The sequence below is a fragment of the Rathayibacter sp. PhB1 genome (genome assembly GCF_004362935.1).
In the GTDB taxonomy this organism is placed as follows: domain Bacteria; phylum Actinomycetota; class Actinomycetes; order Actinomycetales; family Microbacteriaceae; genus Rathayibacter; species Rathayibacter festucae.
This window is the reverse complement of sequence record NZ_SNYD01000004.1, coordinates 116,806-134,097: the sequence shown is the minus strand read 5'-3', so window position 1 is coordinate 134,097 and position 17,292 is coordinate 116,806. Positions and strand designations below refer to the sequence as shown.

Sequence of the window (17,292 nt, the reverse complement as noted above, 5' to 3'; positions counted from 1 at the left end):
GAGGGAGCGCTGGCCGCCTCCTCGGCCGAAGAGATCGTTCCGCGACCGTCGCGATCCGGTCGTCACACTGGCAGGCTGAGGCCGGACGTGGAGGGAACCGGTGATCACCGACGCTGAGCTTCGTGAGGCGCTGAGCCCGGTCTTCGAGGAGATGCTCAGCGAGCACGAATTCGCCTCGCTGCGCCTCTTCTTCACGCGCCTGTTCATCGACGGCACAGAGCGTCCCCTCAACGGCGGTGAGCGTCTGGATGATGGCGATGTGCGGGTCCACTGGGAGATCCTCGGTGAAGAGGGTTGGGCCCGCGGATTGCAGCAAGGCGTCGATCTCGCGGAGTTCGCACTCGCCGTCCGGAGCGATCTCCAGGACTTCATCGCGGAGAGCTCGTTCGGGTGGGGTCAGCTCAGAGGGCCTCGACCTCTCCGCTGACCTGCCCGCAAGAGCAGGGGGAGTCCCGCAGCAGGGTCGGGCACTGAAGGGGCGACGGGTGCTCGACGTCGACGTCGGGTAGCTTCGGGACGTGAATGACGCCACCGAGCCGGCCGCTCGCGCGTGGCGAATCGATATCGCTGAGCCGCCGAGACTTCTCTCACGCGAAGCGGAGGCGGCTCTCGTGCGCGCATCGCAGGAGAGCGCCCTTCTTCGCCGTCAGCCCTCGGAATCCGGTGGGTGGGAGAGAGTCGTCCGTGCGGCGCGATCTGCTGCTGTCGTCGGTGCCGACGAGCACGATCTCGCCGTCGCGACGGGGTTCACGCTCGAGGCCGTTCGGTCGATGCTTCGGGAAGCGTGAACCTCGGTCCGGGTCGTCCCGTAGGGGTCCCGCCAGGTCAGCCGATGGCTCTGGCGCTTGAACGATCGACTAGTACTTCGTGGTCGGGCTTCAGTCAGCTATCGGGCCGGCCGTCTTCACAGAAGAGTCCCCAGTCTCCGCCTCGCGGCGTAGTCTGATTTCAGCCGCAGATCGTCCGTATTGGCGGATCAAGGATCGCCGCAAGACCTCAGCGGACTTGAAGCCGCTATCGGCTGCAACAAATCTCGCTGCAAGGTGCTCCTGCTCCACCAGTAATGTGAAGGCGAAATGCGTACGGAAGTGACGGATCTCCTCGGAGATGCTCCGCGGCTGATGCATATAAGCCCGGTCAAGGGAACGGCGCGAGATACCGAGCTCCGCTGCCAGAACATCCGCATTGAAGTCGGGGTCACGGAAACGTCGACGTATCACTTGCTGGGACTGCTCTACGAAGTTCTCCTCACGGGAATCGGAGGAAGCTTCGAATGCGATGGCTCGCGCGACCTCCCGAGTGAGCAGCTTGAGTACGCTCGCGCTCGACGATGAGACGTGACCAGAAGATTGAACGAGGCCTACAAGATAGATGTAGGCGCAACGGAAGACTGCGGAATCGGCAGGAAGATGGCGAATAGATGCAGGAAACAGCTTCAGTGGGACGATCTCCTGCTCGTCGAAGCCGAATGCGAGCAGCTCGGACTCTTCTTCCACCTGAATTGTCACATCCCCTCGTCCCGGGAATATGATGCAAAAACTTCCCTCCTTCGAGCTCGCCAGATGTGAATCGTCTTCTGAGGTGACCTCGACAGAACCTCGATTGACGAAGACGATCACATATCGAGCTCGCATCTCTTCAGTTCCTCGTACCCACCTCATCGTCATTGACGAAGATACCGCGTGCATCGCCGCGATCGCATCGAAGGTCGCGATTCGCACACGGAACTGCGTCGCGTCGTCCTGCTTCTCTAAAAACATCCCGAAGCTCTTCATGACTGATACGGTTCCGGGTTCAAGTTGATGTGGGGAGTTCCAGGAGTAAGTGGCGAACCCGGAGCTGACGGGTTGCGGCGCCACCTCGCTCGTCGCCAGCAGTCGGTCGGTGTGATCCACGTTCATGCTCCTTACCACTCTCGCTCGAACAGACCTGTCGAGTTCCCCTTCGCTTCCAGGCCTGGCTGGCGGGTTCGGCGCGGGTCAGAACAGCAGTTCTGGCCCGAAAGGTCGAATCTTGCGGCCGTGACGGCCGGAATCGTCTGGATACTGACGTGATCTGTGGACATGGGAACCCGGTGTCACGCCGGCGTCCTTTGGACGATGTGGACGCTTCCTGCGTCACACGCACACAGCTGATTGTGAGAATCGACCATCTCCCAGGTCTTCCGGCGGCTATAGCCGCAACGAATCGAGCCAGATGCTCCACTTCTTCGGCCTGATCGGCGCGGGAGGGAGAGCGGAGGTGACGCGGCGGGCGATGTCGACATATCGCAGCGCGACCGTGGCTGTCATCTGCACCGGCCCAGCTGAGCCGTAGCGATGAGAAGGGCCGCCTCACCCCAGCGAGTCGAGCGCAGGGCGCCATCGTTTCCGCGAACCACGAAATAAGCCAATGAACGCGCGGATTGCGCCACCGATGACGATCTGCTTGCTCGGGTGTGAACTTCCGCACATTCTGAACACGATGCAGCCTCGGATCATGGCGGCTTCACTCTCGATGTACGAGAGAAAGCTCTATTCGATGAAGGGAAGAAGTTTTATGGTGTCCGGAAAGATCGAAAAAAACCAACAAGTGCAGGACGGTGTTGTAAGGCGCCGAACGGTCCTGACGGGTGCTGCCTGGACGGTGCCGACAATCGCGCTCACTGTGGCGGCCCCGGCGGCTGTAGCGTCGCAAGTGCCGTGCGTCCCCGAAACGCCAGGATCGGTACTGTCCGAGCGAACCGGTTTCACCACGCCCATCCGAACGGTGACATCTGGCGACCATCTCGAGCGCCAGTACGCTGTCGGGTCGCGGGTCGATTGGTACTTCACCCTCCGCAACACGGGGTCGACCATCATTCCGGCCGGTCAGCTCACGGAGGTGGTCACCATCGGCCGAAACGGCGCAGCCTGGCTGACGCCGCAGATCAGCCTGCCGAACGGGTTCACCCTCGTGTCCACCACCTCCGCAGGGAACGTCCTGGCCGAATACACCGCAGTGTCGACTCGGGACATCCAGCCTGGGGAGAGTTTCGTCTTCGGTGCATCAGCCCAGGTCTCCGGCGCTCCGACCAGCCAGCAGGGTTCGATCCGGGTCGTGGCGACTGCGGCCTCGGGGTTCCAGTGTGACGGAACCACACCGTACGTCCGCACCACGAGCACATCCACGAGTGATCAGTACATCCGCGACCGGAACAGCTGACGGGTAGGCGACACGGCTCAGTGCAAGAAGCGCGCTTTCACGTGACTGCGATACCGCAGTCTCCCTGCGAGAGTCAGCATTCCGTGTCACACCGCGTGAGGGGGAACCCACTGGGTTCCCCCTCACGCGACTCCTCGTATGCAGTCGAAACAAGCCGGGAATCGTGGTGTCTGAAGAAGTCACCTCTCGGTGAATGCCTAGCTGTGCACTGGCCAGTCGTGCCGAAGACGTACTGGCGGGCCGGTCCCACAGGGAAACCGGCTCGACAGTAGGCACGAGTGAACGCCGGCATCGCCGCTGCCCGCGCGAGCGGAACCCGCTTCGGGTGGCCTCTGCCGGATCCTGCGGTGGTCGCGGACACGCTCGCGAGTGCCGCGGACGCGCGAGCACAGGGACGCACTGCTGACGACGCCGCTCGTCTCAACCCTGTCGATCGCTGAGGAGCGCGGCGCCATGACGACACTCGGCGCCGCGCTGATCAGGACGGACAAGCCGCGTCCTCGAGTCGGAGGCCGTCCCGTGTGGAGGTCGGTCAGCCAGGTGGCGTTCCGCCGCTCCAGGCGTCCCGAACGGGAACGGTCCACAGCCGGTCCTCACTCCCCGAAACCGGCTCCCGTCGGTTCTTCGGCGTTTCGGATGACAGAGAGCAGGAGCTCGTTCAGCTGTCCGGCGGCCGCCGCGCTGAGGCCGACGTCGCTCAGGTCATTGGTCGCCATCGCGACCGCGCGGGCCGCGGTGAGCATTCGCCCCCCTTCTTCAGTGATGCGCACGGGGTTGCGTCGGCCCTTGCCTCGGATCCCGACGCGCTCGATCAGCTCTCGCCGCTCCATGCCGTCGAGGACCTCGGACATCGTCTGCGGGCGGACGAAGACCGCGCGGGCGATCTCGGCGGACGTCAGCTGCACTCCACCGGTGAGGCAGGAGAGGACGCCGAACTGCACCAGGCTCATGTCGTGCTCCGCGAGCCCGGCAGTGATCCGTGCGCCGATGATCCGCGCGACCTTGACCGCGTTCCAGCCGAGGACGGCGTCGAGTCCCTCGTCATCGCCCATCCCGATGTCCTCTCCCATGAAGCAGAAGCAGGAACCTGGTTTAGGGTGACCTGCAGGAACCTGCTACCGCAGATCCTTCCTTGGAGTGTGCACCACTCCTCGGGCCACGTCGATTCGACAGGACACCCCATGACCCGCACGCCGATCCCCGACAACCGAGGCCGATGGGGCGCCGACGACGACCTCGGCACTCTCAACCTCATCGACGACGCCGCTCGCCGGCGTGCAGCGGAGGAGGTGCGGACCGGCCGTTGGGCCTCGCTCGCCCTGCCGGTCGCTCCCGCATCCATGCTCGGCGGGCCGTTCGCCCCGCCGTCCCCGCCGTCGCCGCCCGTGCAGCAGGCGCTGCTCTACACCGGTACGCCGCCGATGGGCATGTCCGAGGTGCTCGTCGTGACGCCGCACCACCCGGCGATGACCCACCTGGACGCGTTCGCCCACCTGCCTGTCGAGGACGGAGTCGTGTACCCGGGCCGGCCTGTCGGCGAAGCGGTCACCGCCGGCGGTGTGCAGCACGGATCCACCACGTCCTTCGCCGCGGGCATCGTCACGCGCGGCGTCCTCCTCGACCTCGCGCCGCAGGGACGGCTGCCCGCAGCGCACGCGATCATCGCCGCCGACCTCGACGCGGCCGAGGACCGCGCAGGCGTCGCTCTGCAGCCCGGTGATGCGCTGGTCGTGCGCAGCGGATGGGGCTTCTCCTGGAACTCGGAGGAGCAGGGGCCCGGCATGACCGTCGATGCAGTGACCTGGATGCACGACCGAGGTGTGGCGCTCTACGCCGGAGACGTCGGCGACAGCTTCCCGCCTCTCGACCCGGAGATCCCGATGCCGATGCACATGGTCGCGCTCGCGCGACTGGGCATGCCGCTCATCGACAGCGCGAACGTCGAACAGGTCAGTGCACTCTGCGCGGAGCTGTCACGCTCGTCGTTCCTGCTCAGCGTGGCTCCGCCCCGCCTGCTCGGACTCACCGGTGTTCCGGTGAACCCGATCGCCGTCTTCTGAGGATCCGGTACCCGCTTCCGACGAGGTTCGCGGACGCGACCCTGCGGCGGACGGCGTGCCGCGCTCCTCACCCTCCCTGGGTGAGGCCGGTGATCAGGTTGATGGCGACGGCGACGACGAAGGTGCCGAAGAAGTAGGACAGCAGGGCGTGGGCCAGGGCGATGCGACGTGACGGGGTGGAGGACTGGGTGATGTTGCTCGCGCTGTAGGCCATCCCGATCGAGAAGGCTGTGTAGGCGAAGTCGCTGTAGGACGGGTCCTCGTCCTGGTCGAAGTCGAAGCGGTGGCGGTCGTCGAGGTAGTACATGCGCGCGTACTTGAAGGCGTAGACGGTGTTGATGAGCGCCCAGGCCGCGACGACCCCGACGACCGCGAGGATCGCGGCCGCGGATCCGACGGGGTCCTTCTGCTGGCTGCGGAGGAGTGCGATGACCACGAGGACGAGGCTGAGGAAGGTGGCGGCGATGATGAGCGAGTCGACCAGCTTCCGGGACCGGTCCTCGTGGCGGGCGAGGTCGCGGGTGCGCTCGGGGCCGGCCGGCCACGCCGTCGACCAGGCCCAGACGAGGAACACCGCCGCGGCGATCGCCCAGCCGAGCAGAGGCGACAGATCGGGGACACCGAGGAGCGCGGCGATCGCCGCGACGACTGCGCCGACGAGTGCGGCGACGCCGGCCTTGACGGACAAGTGGGACATGACGGTTCCTTTCTGATCGATGGTTCGTCGTCCGGTCGCGCAGTGCCGTGATGCCCCGCGCGGAGCTCGTCCGGGCCGGCTCACCCGGCCCGGGCTCGCGAGAGGGGGACGTAGAGGCCGGCGCGCTCGGCGCGGACGGCCGCGAGCGTGCGCGACGTGGCGTCCAGCTTGACCAGGATGTGCTCGAGGTGGGCGGCGACCGTGCGGGGAGCGACTCTCAGCGCCCGGGCGATCTCGAGATTGGAGCACCCCTCGATCACGTGGCCCAGCACCTCGAGCTCCCACGGTGTCAGGCCCTGCAGGCGCGTCGCGGGGGAGAGCACGACGACTCCGCGGGTCACTGCGGCGAGTTCTCTCTCGCAGGCCAGCACGGTCACCCGCACGTAGCCGTCCGGCGACTGCCGGCGTCCGCGGGGCCAGAGGAACGAGGCGTAGTTCCGCCCCTCGGCGAGGGCGTCCCTCGCGGCGTCGATCAGAGCCGAATCGGCGGCGAGCAGCTCGTCCGCGGAGAGGCCCGGAAGGGAGGCGACGCCGTGGTCGGGGAGGAGGACCACGCCTGCTCCGGCTCCGTTGACGACCGAGGCCGACGCGGCGAGCGAGCGGACGGGGTCGATGCCCGAGGTGAGCGTCGGCACGAGTCGAGCGAGGCGTCGGCGGACCGCCTGCGACGGCGGTTCCGCGCTCCGGAACAGCACCGTCATGAAGCCCACGTGCCGGCCCCCGTCCTCGAACAGGGCGACGGACAGGGTCTCGTGGAATCCCGCGGGGAGCAGGCACTCCGCCCAGGTCTGCAGGTCCCTCGGCGAGTAGGGGACGTCCGACAGGCTGAGGGGAGGCCGCTCGCGATCGGCGCCGGTCCTCTCGATGTCGAGCGCCATCTGCGGGCCGCTGAGGTAGCGGACGCAGGACTCGTCGAGGTCGGTGCTCGCGACCGAGCGGTACCCCGTGCCGTTCGGCTCGGCCAGTGCCAGCCACGCGCCGTCGAAGGGGATGTGCTGGTGCAGCTCGTCCAGCATCGCCTGCGCCCGCTCGCGGACCGGGCCGGGGCGCGCGGCCGTCTCGGCGAGCTGGAGCGCAGCAGTGCGTGACACGGGACTCGACCACCTCAGGACCGGGGGCAGGGGAAGCGAAGGGATTGTCCGAAGACCGGTGCTACTGGGGTACCACCAGGAGCCCCTTCACGGGGACCCCCTCGACGGAAGACCGCATCGGCAGTCCTGCCGATGGTGCCTTCCGTTCCGCAGGGCGTGAGATCGAGGTGTCGCCGGGTCGACCGACCTGCGGCGGCTTCCACGGAACGTCACGCACGGGAGGGAAACGAGCATGAGAGCAGTGGTGTACGAGGGGCCGCGCAGAGTCGCGGTGAGAGACGTCCCGGATGCGCGCATCGAGCGCTCCACCGACGTGCTGGTGCGCATCACGACCACGAACATCTGCGGGTCCGACCTGCACATGTACGAGGGGCGCACCAGCTTCGAGACCGGGCGGTGGTTCGGTCACGAGAACATGGGCGAGGTGATCGAGGTCGGCGACGGCGTCGACAAGGTCGCGGTGGGGGATCACGTCGTCCTGCCGTTCGACGTGGCGTGCGGGCACTGCAAGAACTGCGAGCGCGGGCTGACCAACTACTGCCTCACCGCTCAGCCCGTCCCGGAATGGGCCGGCGCGGCCTACGGATTCGCCGACATGGGACCGTGGGCCGGCGGCCAGGCCGAGCTGCTGCGGGTGCCGTGGGGCGACTTCAACTGCCTCCGGCTGGGAGAGGACGCGGAGGAGAAGGCCGCCGACTACGTGATGCTCGCCGACATCTTCCCGACCGGCTACCACGCGACGGAGATGGCGGGGGTGAAGCCGGGGGACCAGACCGTGATCTACGGTGCCGGCCCCGTCGGCCTGATGGCCGCGCTGTCGGCCACCATCAAGGGCGCGAGCAAGGTCATGGTCGGGGATCGGCACCCGGATCGTCTCCGACTGGCGGAGTCCCTCGGCGCGATCGCGATCGACGACTCGAAGGTCGACCCCGTGCAGGCCGTGCTCTCGAGCACACGATGGGGCTCGGCGCCGACAACGGCTGCGAGTGCGTCGGCTATCAGGCGCACGACCCCGGCGGCGACGAGCAGCCGAACCTCACGCTGAACCGTCTGGTCCAGTCGGTGCGCTTCACCGGGCGGATCGGCACCGTCGGCGTCTTCGTGCCGCAGGATCCCGGCGGCCCCGACGAGCTCGCGAAGGAGGGGCGGATCGCCTTCGACATCGGCTTGCACTGGTTCAAGGGCCAGACCATGGGAACCGGGCAGGCGCCCGTCAAGAAGTACAAGCGCCGGCTCCGCGACCTGATCGCCGCAGGCAAGGCGACGCCGTCGTTCCTCGTCAGTCACGAGCTGCCGCTCGAGCAGGCACCGGACGCCTACGAGCACTTCGACAACCGCGACGACGGCTGGACCAAGGTCGTCCTCAAGCCCGGAAAGGCGGCGTGATCATGGCGGGAAGAGCGGCTGCGGCTGTCGGAGTCGGCCTCGCAGGGGTCGCGGTGGGCCTCGTCGCCCGTTCCCTCGTGAAGAAGGAACGGGAGTCCGACGGGGACGGGGCCCACCCGGAGGGGTGGAAGGCGGTCACCGTCCTGGGCGAGGCCCGGGACTTCGAGAGCGGCGGGTATCCCGAGCCGCTGGCGCGTCTGGCGGAGTCGCTCGAGATCCGAATCGATCCGGCCCCCGGGGACAAGGGCTTCGAGGTGCACGCCCGGGTCCGCGAGGGTGCCGATGCCGGGGTGGGCGACGACCCGGGCAAGGCGCTGCGGGAGGCTCTGCGCGACGCCAAGCAGATCTTCGAGACGGGTGAAGTCCTGCGGGCGACCCCGAGACCGCACGGAGAACGACCGCGCACCCTGCTCGGTGGCGCGGTCGACAAGGCAGAGGACGAGGCGAAGGGCGAGGGTGTGCTGTGAAGGCTCTGTGCTGGACCGGAGTGAACGAGCTCTCGGTCGAGACCGTCGAGGATCCCGGGATCCTCAATGCTCAGGACGCCATCGTCAAGGTGACCCTGAGCACGAGCTGCGGCTCGGATCTCCACCTCCTCGGCGGGTACGTCCCGACCATGCGAGCGGGCGACGTGCTCGGGCACGAGTTCCTCGGCGAGATCGTCGAGGTCGGATCGGCCGTCACGAAGCACCGGGTCGGCGACCGTGTCGTGGTCTGCTCGTTCATCAGCTGCGGGAGGTGCTGGTACTGCCGCAACGAGCTCTACTCCCTGTGCGACAACGGCAACCCGAACGCGGGGATCCCCGAGATGCTCTGGGGTCAGGCGCCCGGCGGCTGCTACGGCTACTCCCACGCGCTGGGCGGGTGGGCCGGCAGCCACGCCGAGTACATCCGCGTGCCGTACGCCGACCAGGGCGCCTTCGCCGTTCCCGAGGGGATCAGCGACCAGCGGGCGCTCTTCGCCTCCGACGCCGCTCCGACCGGATGGATGGGAGCGGACCTCGGCGGCGTCCGGCCCGGAGACACCGTCGCGGTCTGGGGCGCCGGCGGCGTCGGGCAGATGGCGGCGCGCGCGTCGCTGCTGCTCGGCGCCGAGCGCGTCATCGTGATCGACCGCTTCCAGGAGCGGCTGACCCAGGTCGAGCAGGTCATCGGCGCGGAGACCATGAACTACGAGACCAGCGAGGTGACGGCCGAGCTCCGCGAGCTGACGGGCGGACGCGGCCCCGACGTGTGCATCGAGGCGGTCGGCATGGAGGCGCACCGCGACGGACCCGACTTCGCCTACGACCAGCTGAAGCAGCAGCTGCGGCTGCAGACGGACAGGCCCACCGCCGTGCGTGAGGCGATCTTCGCCGCGCGCAAGGGCGGCAGCGTCTTCGTGCTGGGCGTCTTCGGCGGCTTCGTCGACAAGTTCCCCCTGGGGGCGGTGATGAACAAGGGCCTCACGCTCCGGTCCGCTCAGCAGCACGGGCACCGGTACATCCCGATGCTCCTCGAGAGGATGGCGCGGGACGAGATCGTCACCGAGCACCTCGCCACGCACGTGATGCCGCTCGAGGACGGCCCCGCCGGCTACGCCATGTTCAAGGAGAAGACCGACGGCTGCGTGCGGGCGGTCTTCCGACCCTGAGCATCGAGGGAGCCGCTCCTCCTCCGCCGCCCCCGCGGCGTGAGGAGGAGCGGCTCCTTCGAGCGCGACGCCGTGGTGCGGGTCGGACTGGAAGGACACGAAGCCGTCGCGTTCGAGGGTGGGCTTCCGGGCGGCGTCGAGAACGAGTGCTCTCCGGTCCACAGGAGACCGCACCCGGCGACCCCGGACGGAGCAATGCTCCAGGTCCCCACTCCCCGCATGCGGGGTGCTCGCCGCCGAGGAGGTGAGCGCCGCGTCTCTAGGGTTCGAAGGACCACCATCGGCTGCCCGAAGGAGCCCGACGTCATGGCCGTCCCGCGCGCTCTGCCCGCTCTCCTCCTCGGCCTGCTCGTGCTGCTCGGCGCGCTGGCGGTCCCCGCCCCTCCCGCCTCGGCCGCGACCGCGACGCTCTCGCTGTCGCCCTCGAGCGGACCGGTCGGCACCTCGGTGACGGTCTCGGGCTCCGGGTTCGCGAAGAAGACGCAGGGGGCGGTGTCGGCGGGATCCGCGAGGACGGTCTTCAGCACGACCGCCGCCGGATCGTTCTCCGCGGTCGTCGTCGTCCCGGCGGCGACCGCGGGAGTGCTGTCCGTGTCAGCGACGGTCGCGGGGCGCGTCGCCTCGGCACCCTTCACGGTGACCGGGAGCGGGGCCTCGACGACGGCCGGTCCGGGAACGACGACGAGCACGCCGACGGCGGTCCCGCCGCAGCGGGCGTCGCGCCTGCGCCTCGGCGTCTCGACAGCCGGAGGGGCTGCGGCGAACAGCGAGCTCGACGCCGTCGCCCGGCTCGTCGGCGAGAGTCCGTCGATCGTCCTCTCCTATCAGGACTTCGGCCAGGCGCCTCCGATCGCCGGCCTCGACAGCGTCGCCGCCCGGGGCGCCACGAGCCTGGTCACCTGGGAGCCCTGGCGCTGGGGCGGCGGGGTCGCCCAGCCCGCGTACTCCAACGCCCGCGTCCTGGCGGGCGACTTCGACCCGTACCTGCGCGAGTGGGGTGCGGCGCTCGCCTCGTGGGGGAAGCCGGTGCTCCTGCGGTACGCGCACGAGATGAACGGCGACTGGTACCCGTGGTCGGAGGGGGTGAACGGCAACGCACCCGGCTCCTCCGCGGCCGCCTGGAGGCACGTGCACGACGTGGTCGCCGCGCAGGGCGCCTCGAACGTGTCGTGGGTGTGGAGCCCGAACGTCCCCTACACCGGCTCGACCGCGCTCGTCGGCCTCTACCCCGGGGCGTCGTACGTGGACGTGGTGGCGCTCGACGGGTACAACTGGGGCACCGCGGCCTCCTGGAGCAGCTGGACCGAGCCGTCCGCCCTCTTCGGCGACGGTCTCGCTCAGCTCCGGGCGCTGGCGCCCGGGGTGCCGATCCTGATCGCGGAGACGGCGTCCGCGGAGTCCGGTGGGTCGAAGGCCGCCTGGAACTCGGCGCTCGTGTCCTACCTCGGCGCTCAGCCCGACGTCACCGGTGTGGTCTGGTTCGATCACGACAAGGAGGTCGACTGGCGCATCGGCAGCTCGGCGGCGTCGAGCTCCGCCCTGGCCGCGGCGCTGGCTCAGCGCGGCTGAACGGACCGCGCGGTCAGGGGGCGGCCGGAGTGCGGTTCCTGCAGAGCGACCAGACGTTGTGGCTGGCCGAGCGCTCGTAGTCGAACGTCGTCACGAGCGCCTGGATGAGGGCGATTCCACGACCGGACTCGGCGAACGCGTCGGGCATCGCCCTCGGCGACGTGTCGATCCCGGGCGGATCGGCGCTGTCGACGAGGAGGGCGCGGAGCGAGTCGTCGTCGACCTCGACGCCGAGCCTGCAGACGATCGCCGTCGTCGAGCAGGAGTGCTGGATGACGTTGGCGGTCAGTTCGATGAGGGCGGTCTCGAACGCGAAGCGGTCCATCTCGTCGACGTCCTCGCGTTCCTCCCACAGCTGGGCGAGCATCTCGTGGACGACGTCGACGCTGTCGGGTGGTGTGCGGAACTGGAGGGTGCGCTCAGTCACGGTACGCGTCCCCGGCCGTGTCGAATCGGGCGAGCACGCGATCGAGGTTGGAGAGCTGCAGCACCATCATCACCTGCTTGCTCGGGGCGGCGATCCGCAGATCACCGCCCGCCTGCCGCGCGCTCTTCAAGCACGCGACGAGAGCGCCGAGCCCGGAGGAGTCGAGGAAGGCGACGTCGCTGAGGTCGACGACGAGGCGCGCGCTCCCCTCGGCGATCGAGCGCCGCACGACGTCTCGCAGTTGCGGCGCGGCCACCATGTTGAGCTTGCCGCTCGCGGCGATGACGGTGATGTCGGGATCGATCTTCTCGGTCGTGAACGTCATGCGTGCTCCTTCTCTGCGGGCGCCGGGGTGGGCTCGAAGCCCTGATAGGTGATCGCGCGGAACAGGACGCTCAGCACGACGAGGTCGAAGACGGCCCAGACGATGTTGACCGCGGTGCCGATCACCTCCGCGCCGTCGACGAGGAGGTGGGTCACGCCGACGACGATCGCGACGACGAGCAGCACCATCACCACGAGCTGGACCCGGATCAGCCGCCACGGCACGCCGGTCGACTCCTGACGGGTCTTCGGGGTGACCGCGAAGCCGAGGGGGATGCGCAGCAGCACGTTGTTGATCGCCGTGGAGCAGGCCTCGATCCAGACGGGGAACAGCGCGAGGCTGTACTGCTGCCCCCGCCAGGTCGGTGTCCCCTTCGCCGCCACGAGGAACAGCAGCTGGTTGACGATCATGAACGGGATGAAGCGCACGAAGAAGTCCGCGGCGATCGAGTCGACGGGCAGGATGCCCAGCACGAGGAAGACGACGGGCGCGGCGAAGTAGACGACGGCCGCGTAGCCGCTGAGGTAGCTCCACATCGTCGCGAAGTACATCAGGCGCTGCGGGACGCTCAGCGCGCGCTGCAGCAGCGGGTTCTCGCGGAGGAACACCTGCATCGTGCCCTGCGCCCAGCGCAGCCGCTGGGTGAGCATGGTCCCCGCGTCCTCGGGTGCGAGGCCGTCGGCGAGCAGCTCGTGGTGGTAGACGCTCTTCCAGCCGAGGCCGTGCAGGCGCATGCAGGTCGCCATGTCCTCGGTGACCGAGATGGTCGCGAGCGGCATGATCGGCTGCGCCTCGCCGGGCCGGTCGACGGTGATGCTCTGCAGCACGATCTGCACGGACTCGAGGGCGTTGAGGGGGGAGAGCTCGCGATCGGAGAGGGCGGCGACGATGGATTCGATGTCGACGACGGTGTCGGGAGACGCCGCCCCGCTCGCTCGAGCCAGGGCGCGGATCTCGGCGAGGTCGTTCTCGAGGCCGGCGACGTCCGAGGCGACGAGGGAGTAGCTCGCCCGGTCGACTCTCCGGTGCAGCTCGTAGGTGACGGTCGCGATCGGCTCGCCCGCGCTCACTGCGGTGCGGGCCTCGCTGATCGCGGTGGACACGTCGTCGAGGGCGGCGATCACGGCGGGGTCGGCCGCTGCCGGGTGCGAGCGTGCTTTCGCGACGGTGCGGGCCGCGGTGCGCAGGGCGGTGCCGATCCTCCGGTCGAGCTCCCTGACGTAGCCGACGATGCCGAGCTGCATGAGAGCCTCGCGCCGGAGGACCGCGTTCGATCCGCAGAAGAACGCGGCGTTCCAGCCGTCCTTGCCCTGCTGGATCGGTCCGTAGAACAGCGGAGCCTGGCTGCCCAGCGGATCGCCGGTGGCGACGTTCGAGAAGACCTGCGGGGTCTGCACGAGGGCGACCTTCTCGTCGAGGAAGTAGCCGAGGGTGTGATCGAGGATCTCGGGACGCGGGATCTGGTCCGCGTCGAGGATGAGGATGAACTCGCCCGTGGTCAGCTCGAGCGCGTTGTTGAGGTTGCCGGCCTTGGCGTGCCGGGGTCGGTCCTTCCAGTCGGCGGACCGGGTGATGTATCCCAGCCCCGCCCCCTCGGCGGCCGCGCGCATCTCCGCGCGGTCGCCGTCGTCGAGGACCCAGGTCTCGTGCGGGAAGCGGATGGCCTGCGCCGCGAGCGCGGTGGCCATGACCAGATCGATCGGCTCGTTGTAGGTGGTGATGAAGACGTCCACGGTCGCGTCGGGCGCGGGTGGCGGCGGAGCGGGCCGGCCCTTCGCCCGCCACATCGTCATCCCGAAGAGGCAGACGTCGATCAGGCTGTAGGTCTCCGCGGCGACGAGCGGCACAGCGATCCACCAGGCGTCCCAGTTGAGCGAGAACAGCCACCGCCAGGCGACGTAGTTCACACCGAGCAGGATCGTGAGCACGACGATCACCCGGAGCAGGAGCATCCGCGCCGGCGAGGTGAGGAGGCTCTCCGTGCCGTCGCCGGTGGCCGCGCGGCTCATCGAGGCACCACGGCGAAGAGGAAGCGGGTCCTGACCATGAGCCAGAGCAGGGCGAGGACGAGGAGGTAGGCGATGGAGTCGATCACGGGATTCCCTTCGCGCAGGACGGGCACATTGGCGACGATGAGCACGAACAGCACGTGCATGACGAAGACGTAGAGGGTCGCCTGACCGAGGGGGATGAAGAACCAGCCCAGCAGGCGGTGGAACGGCTTCCACAGAACGGTCAGTGCCGCGTAGGCGGTGACGACCACCAGGAACAGGTTGAGCACTCGGCCGAGATCGAGCGTCGTGCGCTCGAAGGCGAACGAGTAGATGTCCGAGAAGGTGTTCGCGGGCACGAGGCCCAACCTCACGTCGTAGGTGCTGGAGAGGTACGGGTTGTTCCACGAGAAGATCGCGAGGACGACCGTCGCCATGACGCAGACCGCCAGGACGATCCGGCCCGAGCGAGTCGTGAACCACGCCACGATCTCCCGGCGGTGGAAGCCGGCGACCATCCCCGTCACGAACAGCATCTGCCAGGTGAGCAGCGGGAACGAGTCCTCGAACTGCGACGGGAGGACCCTCAGATGCAGGACGGCCTGAGCGGCGTAGACCGCCCACGACACCGCCAGCACGGCGAGCCACTGCCGACGCGACAGCGCCCAGAGGATCAGCGGCGACAGCAGCAGCATGACCACGTAGAGCCCGAGGACGTTCACCTGCCACGGACCGAGCCGCAGTGCCGCGAGGTCGACGACGATCGACGGATCGACGGGGTAGCGGAAGAGGCTCTCGAAGTTCTCGTACAGGTTGTACACCCGGCCGGTCGCGTCGCTCCCCGCGGCACCGGTGCCCTGGTCCACGTAGGTCGTGGCCGGGGTCGATCGGACGGCGTCGAGGAGACCGACCAGGCCGACCAGGAGGGTGACGACCAGGGCCGTCACATAGAGGGTGACCGCGCGACGGCCGGTGCGCAGGGTGACCTCGCCGATCCCGCCGCCGAGCACCTTCGGGCGGTGGACCAGCCCGAGCACCGCGCCCGAGAACAGGACGAACAGCTCCGCCCCCGACACCATGCCGATCGCCTCCTGCGTGGCGTTCTGCCAGATCGAGACGAGGGCGACGTGGTTGATCACGACGAAGACGATCGCCACTCCTCGCAGGAGATCGATCCGCAGGTCACGGCTGGGCGGTCCGTCATAGGCGAGCCGCCTGCTGCGGCGCAGGGACAGACCCCAGGCCGTCAGCCCTGCGGCCACGATCAGGACGACCGCGACGACGATCCAAGCGGCGGCCCCGCCGATCGTGCCGCCGCCCGTCGGGACCGGAGAGGAGGGCGTGAACGGCTGATAGACGGGGCCGAAGACGAGTGCGCTGGACCCCGCGTCGGCGTCGAAGGCGGCCGCGGTCGCGCCGGATCCCGAGATGCTCCAGTCGATGACGACCTCGCCGACAGCCGCCCGCGTTCCGGCGGAGTCGCGCCAGAGCACTGCGTCGAGCAGGGGGCGGTCGTCGCCGGACGTCTCGGCCATCACCTGGCGCCACCAGGCCTGCTTGACGGTGAGCTCATCGGGTCCGCCGGCGCCCGGACTGTAGAAAGCCGCGGTCTCGAGCAGCATCGGCGTTCGCGTCGCCTCGGCGAACCGGCCGTAGAAGTCGAGGTCGCCGTCGCCGCTCAGATCGTCGGCGAGTTCCCCGGCGGCGGGCAGCGCGTTGCGGGGAGCGCCGCCTCCGCTCGCGTCGTGATAGGCCGCGAGCCCGACCCAGTCGACCACGTCGTCGCCCGGGTAGTACGGCCCGTAGGGGTCGTCGCCTCGCCCGAGGAGGCCGTCGCCGTCCGTATCCAGGGCCGTCGAATCGGTGGCACCGGCTGCTGTGAAGGGGTAGGAGTCTCCCGCGGTCGGCGACCAGACGACGACCGAGTCGGGAAGGCGGTCGTGGAGCACGTCCGCGAACGTGCGGAAGGCCGCGATGTACTCCTTCGGACGCTGCCCCCACGGCACCCAGGTCGAGTTCATGTCGGGCGCGAAGCGCACGTACAGGGGCAGCGCCTCGTCGGCGCGAGCGCGGTCGAGCGCGTCGACCGCCGCCTCGGCGTCGGTGTCGTCGAAACCCGCGAGATCCCCCTCGGGCCGCAGAGTCACCGCGGCGAGAGCGCCCTCGCCCTCGGCCTGCCGCAGGAACTGCGCGAGGTACGTCGTCTCGTCCTCGCTGATCGGGAGGGACGCCGAGTGCTCGAGCAGCGCGGACGAACGGCCCAGCCGGTCGGCCTGCGCCGCGGCGCTGTCGATGCTCCAGTCGAGACTCGTCCCGAAGTAGGCGCCGGAGGCGGGCGAGAAGACGGATTCAGCAGCCGCGTCCGGCTCCGTCTCCTGCGCGAGCGCGGGAGCTGCCGCCGCCCCGATGGCCAGGGCCGCTCCGACTGCCGCCGACAGAAGGCGACGCGCCCTCCTCCACGACGCCGTGCTCACGTGCGTCCCTTCGTCGGACATCGTGCGCCCCTCCCGTCGACCCTCGATATCGGCGCACCCGCGTGCCTCGCCACCTGACCGTAGCGCTGGAGTGCGCTTCCTCTCGGACGATTCTCAGGTGAGCAGTCCGATACCACCCGGACGGGGGAGGGAGGCGCAGGGATCGCCGCCGAAAGGTGTCGCTCAACGGCGGGGGAACCGGGTTTCGAGAGCGACCCGTCGGCCGATCCTTCAGCGGACGTCGTCGTCGGCCGCGTCGAGGGTCTGCTGGAGGAGTCGAAGCGCTCCGGGTCCCACTCCGTGGAGGGTCGCGAGGTGGTCGAGGCCCACCCGCCGCAGGTCGTCCACGTCGTGCACGCCTGCTGCTCGGAGGGCGCGGGTGGCAGGGGCGCCGATGGCGGGAAGCGGTCGCGGTTCCATGAGTCCGACCCTAGGAACCGCATCGCCGTTCCGGTA

Annotated in this window: 18 protein-coding genes and 1 pseudogene; 10 read left to right on the top strand and 9 right to left on the bottom strand. The window is 68.9% G+C overall.

What is annotated here, in order from left to right; translation table 11 throughout:
• The first annotated feature begins 100 nt into the window (after window positions 1-100).
• Window positions 101-427: a hypothetical protein gene (locus tag EDF17_RS11055; RefSeq protein WP_123446393.1), complete on the top strand. Its 327-nt coding sequence runs from the start codon at window positions 101-103 to the stop codon at window positions 425-427.
• Between the two features lie 91 nt (window positions 428-518).
• Window positions 519-788, top strand: coding sequence for a hypothetical protein (locus EDF17_RS11050; protein ID WP_133672021.1), 270 nt, complete (start codon window positions 519-521; stop codon window positions 786-788).
• A gap of 90 nt (window positions 789-878) precedes the next feature.
• Here EDF17_RS11050 and EDF17_RS11045 read toward each other — a convergent pair whose 3' ends face one another.
• Window positions 879-1,895, bottom strand: a complete 1,017-nt coding sequence (locus EDF17_RS11045; RefSeq protein ID WP_133672019.1) for a helix-turn-helix domain-containing protein — start codon at window positions 1,893-1,895, stop codon at window positions 879-881.
• Between the two features lie 583 nt (window positions 1,896-2,478).
• Between EDF17_RS11045 and EDF17_RS11040 the strand changes: the two genes are divergently transcribed.
• Both EDF17_RS11040 and EDF17_RS20295 read left to right on the top strand, forming a co-directional pair.
• Entirely contained in the window at window positions 2,479-3,183 is a 705-nt protein-coding gene (locus EDF17_RS11040; RefSeq protein WP_133672017.1) for a hypothetical protein, read from the top strand.
• A 275-nt stretch (window positions 3,184-3,458) separates the two neighbouring features.
• Window positions 3,459-3,623 (top strand): annotated as a pseudogene (locus EDF17_RS20295) (recombinase family protein); the annotation flags it as partial.
• 153 nt (window positions 3,624-3,776) lie between these two features.
• On the opposite strand, the gene EDF17_RS11030 reads toward EDF17_RS20295, so the two are convergent.
• Window positions 3,777-4,124 carry a MarR family transcriptional regulator gene (locus EDF17_RS11030; protein WP_166649653.1) on the bottom strand — a complete coding sequence of 116 codons (348 nt, stop codon included), beginning with the start codon at window positions 4,122-4,124 and terminating at the stop codon, window positions 3,777-3,779.
• 12 nt (window positions 4,125-4,136) lie between these two features.
• Between EDF17_RS11030 and EDF17_RS11025 the strand changes: the two genes are divergently transcribed.
• Window positions 4,137-5,243, top strand: coding sequence for a cyclase family protein (locus EDF17_RS11025; RefSeq protein WP_243732868.1), 1,107 nt, complete (start codon window positions 4,137-4,139; stop codon window positions 5,241-5,243).
• A gap of 67 nt (window positions 5,244-5,310) precedes the next feature.
• Here the strand turns inward: EDF17_RS11025 and EDF17_RS11020 are convergent, their stop codons facing one another.
• Window positions 5,311-5,940 (bottom strand): DUF1345 domain-containing protein, encoded by a 630-nt coding sequence (locus tag EDF17_RS11020; protein ID WP_123446398.1) that lies wholly within the window; start codon window positions 5,938-5,940, stop codon window positions 5,311-5,313.
• A gap of 80 nt (window positions 5,941-6,020) precedes the next feature.
• Window positions 6,021-7,031, bottom strand: a complete 1,011-nt coding sequence (locus EDF17_RS11015) for a LuxR C-terminal-related transcriptional regulator (protein ID WP_123446399.1) — start codon at window positions 7,029-7,031, stop codon at window positions 6,021-6,023.
• A 271-nt stretch (window positions 7,032-7,302) separates the two neighbouring features.
• Between EDF17_RS11015 and EDF17_RS20290 the strand changes: the two genes are divergently transcribed.
• The 5 genes from EDF17_RS20290 to EDF17_RS10995 all read left to right on the top strand — a co-directional run bounded on the left by EDF17_RS20290 (window position 7,303) and on the right by EDF17_RS10995 (window position 11,619).
• Window positions 7,303-8,076, top strand: coding sequence for an alcohol dehydrogenase catalytic domain-containing protein (locus tag EDF17_RS20290; RefSeq protein ID WP_243732867.1), 774 nt, complete (start codon window positions 7,303-7,305; stop codon window positions 8,074-8,076).
• Window positions 7,989-8,417 carry a hypothetical protein gene (locus tag EDF17_RS20285; protein WP_243732895.1) on the top strand — a complete coding sequence of 143 codons (429 nt, stop codon included), beginning with the start codon at window positions 7,989-7,991 and terminating at the stop codon, window positions 8,415-8,417. The genes EDF17_RS20290 and EDF17_RS20285 overlap by 88 nt, the downstream gene beginning before the upstream one ends.
• Window positions 8,418-8,470: 53 nt before the next feature.
• Window positions 8,471-8,884, top strand: coding sequence for a hypothetical protein (locus tag EDF17_RS11005; RefSeq protein ID WP_133672014.1), 414 nt, complete (start codon window positions 8,471-8,473; stop codon window positions 8,882-8,884).
• The gene (locus EDF17_RS11000) at window positions 8,881-10,050 is read left to right on the top strand and encodes a zinc-dependent alcohol dehydrogenase (RefSeq protein WP_123446401.1); all 1,170 of its coding nucleotides are present in this window, start codon (window positions 8,881-8,883) and stop codon (window positions 10,048-10,050) included. Before EDF17_RS11005 ends, EDF17_RS11000 begins: the two co-directional genes overlap by 4 nt.
• A 306-nt stretch (window positions 10,051-10,356) precedes the next feature.
• Window positions 10,357-11,619, top strand: coding sequence for a glycosyl hydrolase (locus EDF17_RS10995; RefSeq protein WP_123446402.1), 1,263 nt, complete (start codon window positions 10,357-10,359; stop codon window positions 11,617-11,619).
• A 13-nt stretch (window positions 11,620-11,632) separates the two neighbouring features.
• Here the strand turns inward: EDF17_RS10995 and EDF17_RS10990 are convergent, their stop codons facing one another.
• The 5 genes from EDF17_RS10990 to EDF17_RS10970 all read right to left on the bottom strand — a co-directional run bounded on the left by EDF17_RS10990 (window position 11,633) and on the right by EDF17_RS10970 (window position 17,256).
• The gene (locus EDF17_RS10990) at window positions 11,633-12,046 is read right to left on the bottom strand and encodes an ATP-binding protein (RefSeq protein ID WP_123446403.1); all 414 of its coding nucleotides are present in this window, start codon (window positions 12,044-12,046) and stop codon (window positions 11,633-11,635) included.
• A complete protein-coding gene (locus tag EDF17_RS10985; RefSeq protein ID WP_123446404.1) occupies window positions 12,039-12,371 on the bottom strand; it encodes an STAS domain-containing protein in 333 nt (110 codons plus the stop codon). Before EDF17_RS10985 ends, EDF17_RS10990 begins: the two co-directional genes overlap by 8 nt.
• Window positions 12,368-14,323 (bottom strand): glycosyltransferase, encoded by a 1,956-nt coding sequence (locus EDF17_RS10980; RefSeq protein WP_185019977.1) that lies wholly within the window; start codon window positions 14,321-14,323, stop codon window positions 12,368-12,370. Before EDF17_RS10980 ends, EDF17_RS10985 begins: the two co-directional genes overlap by 4 nt.
• A 53-nt stretch (window positions 14,324-14,376) precedes the next feature.
• Window positions 14,377-16,857, bottom strand: a complete 2,481-nt coding sequence (gene opgC, locus EDF17_RS10975; RefSeq protein ID WP_133672012.1) for an OpgC domain-containing protein — start codon at window positions 16,855-16,857, stop codon at window positions 14,377-14,379.
• 210 nt (window positions 16,858-17,067) lie between these two features.
• A complete protein-coding gene (locus EDF17_RS10970) occupies window positions 17,068-17,256 on the bottom strand; it encodes a DNA-binding protein (RefSeq protein WP_123446407.1) in 189 nt (62 codons plus the stop codon).
• Window positions 17,257-17,292: the final 36 nt, after the last annotated feature.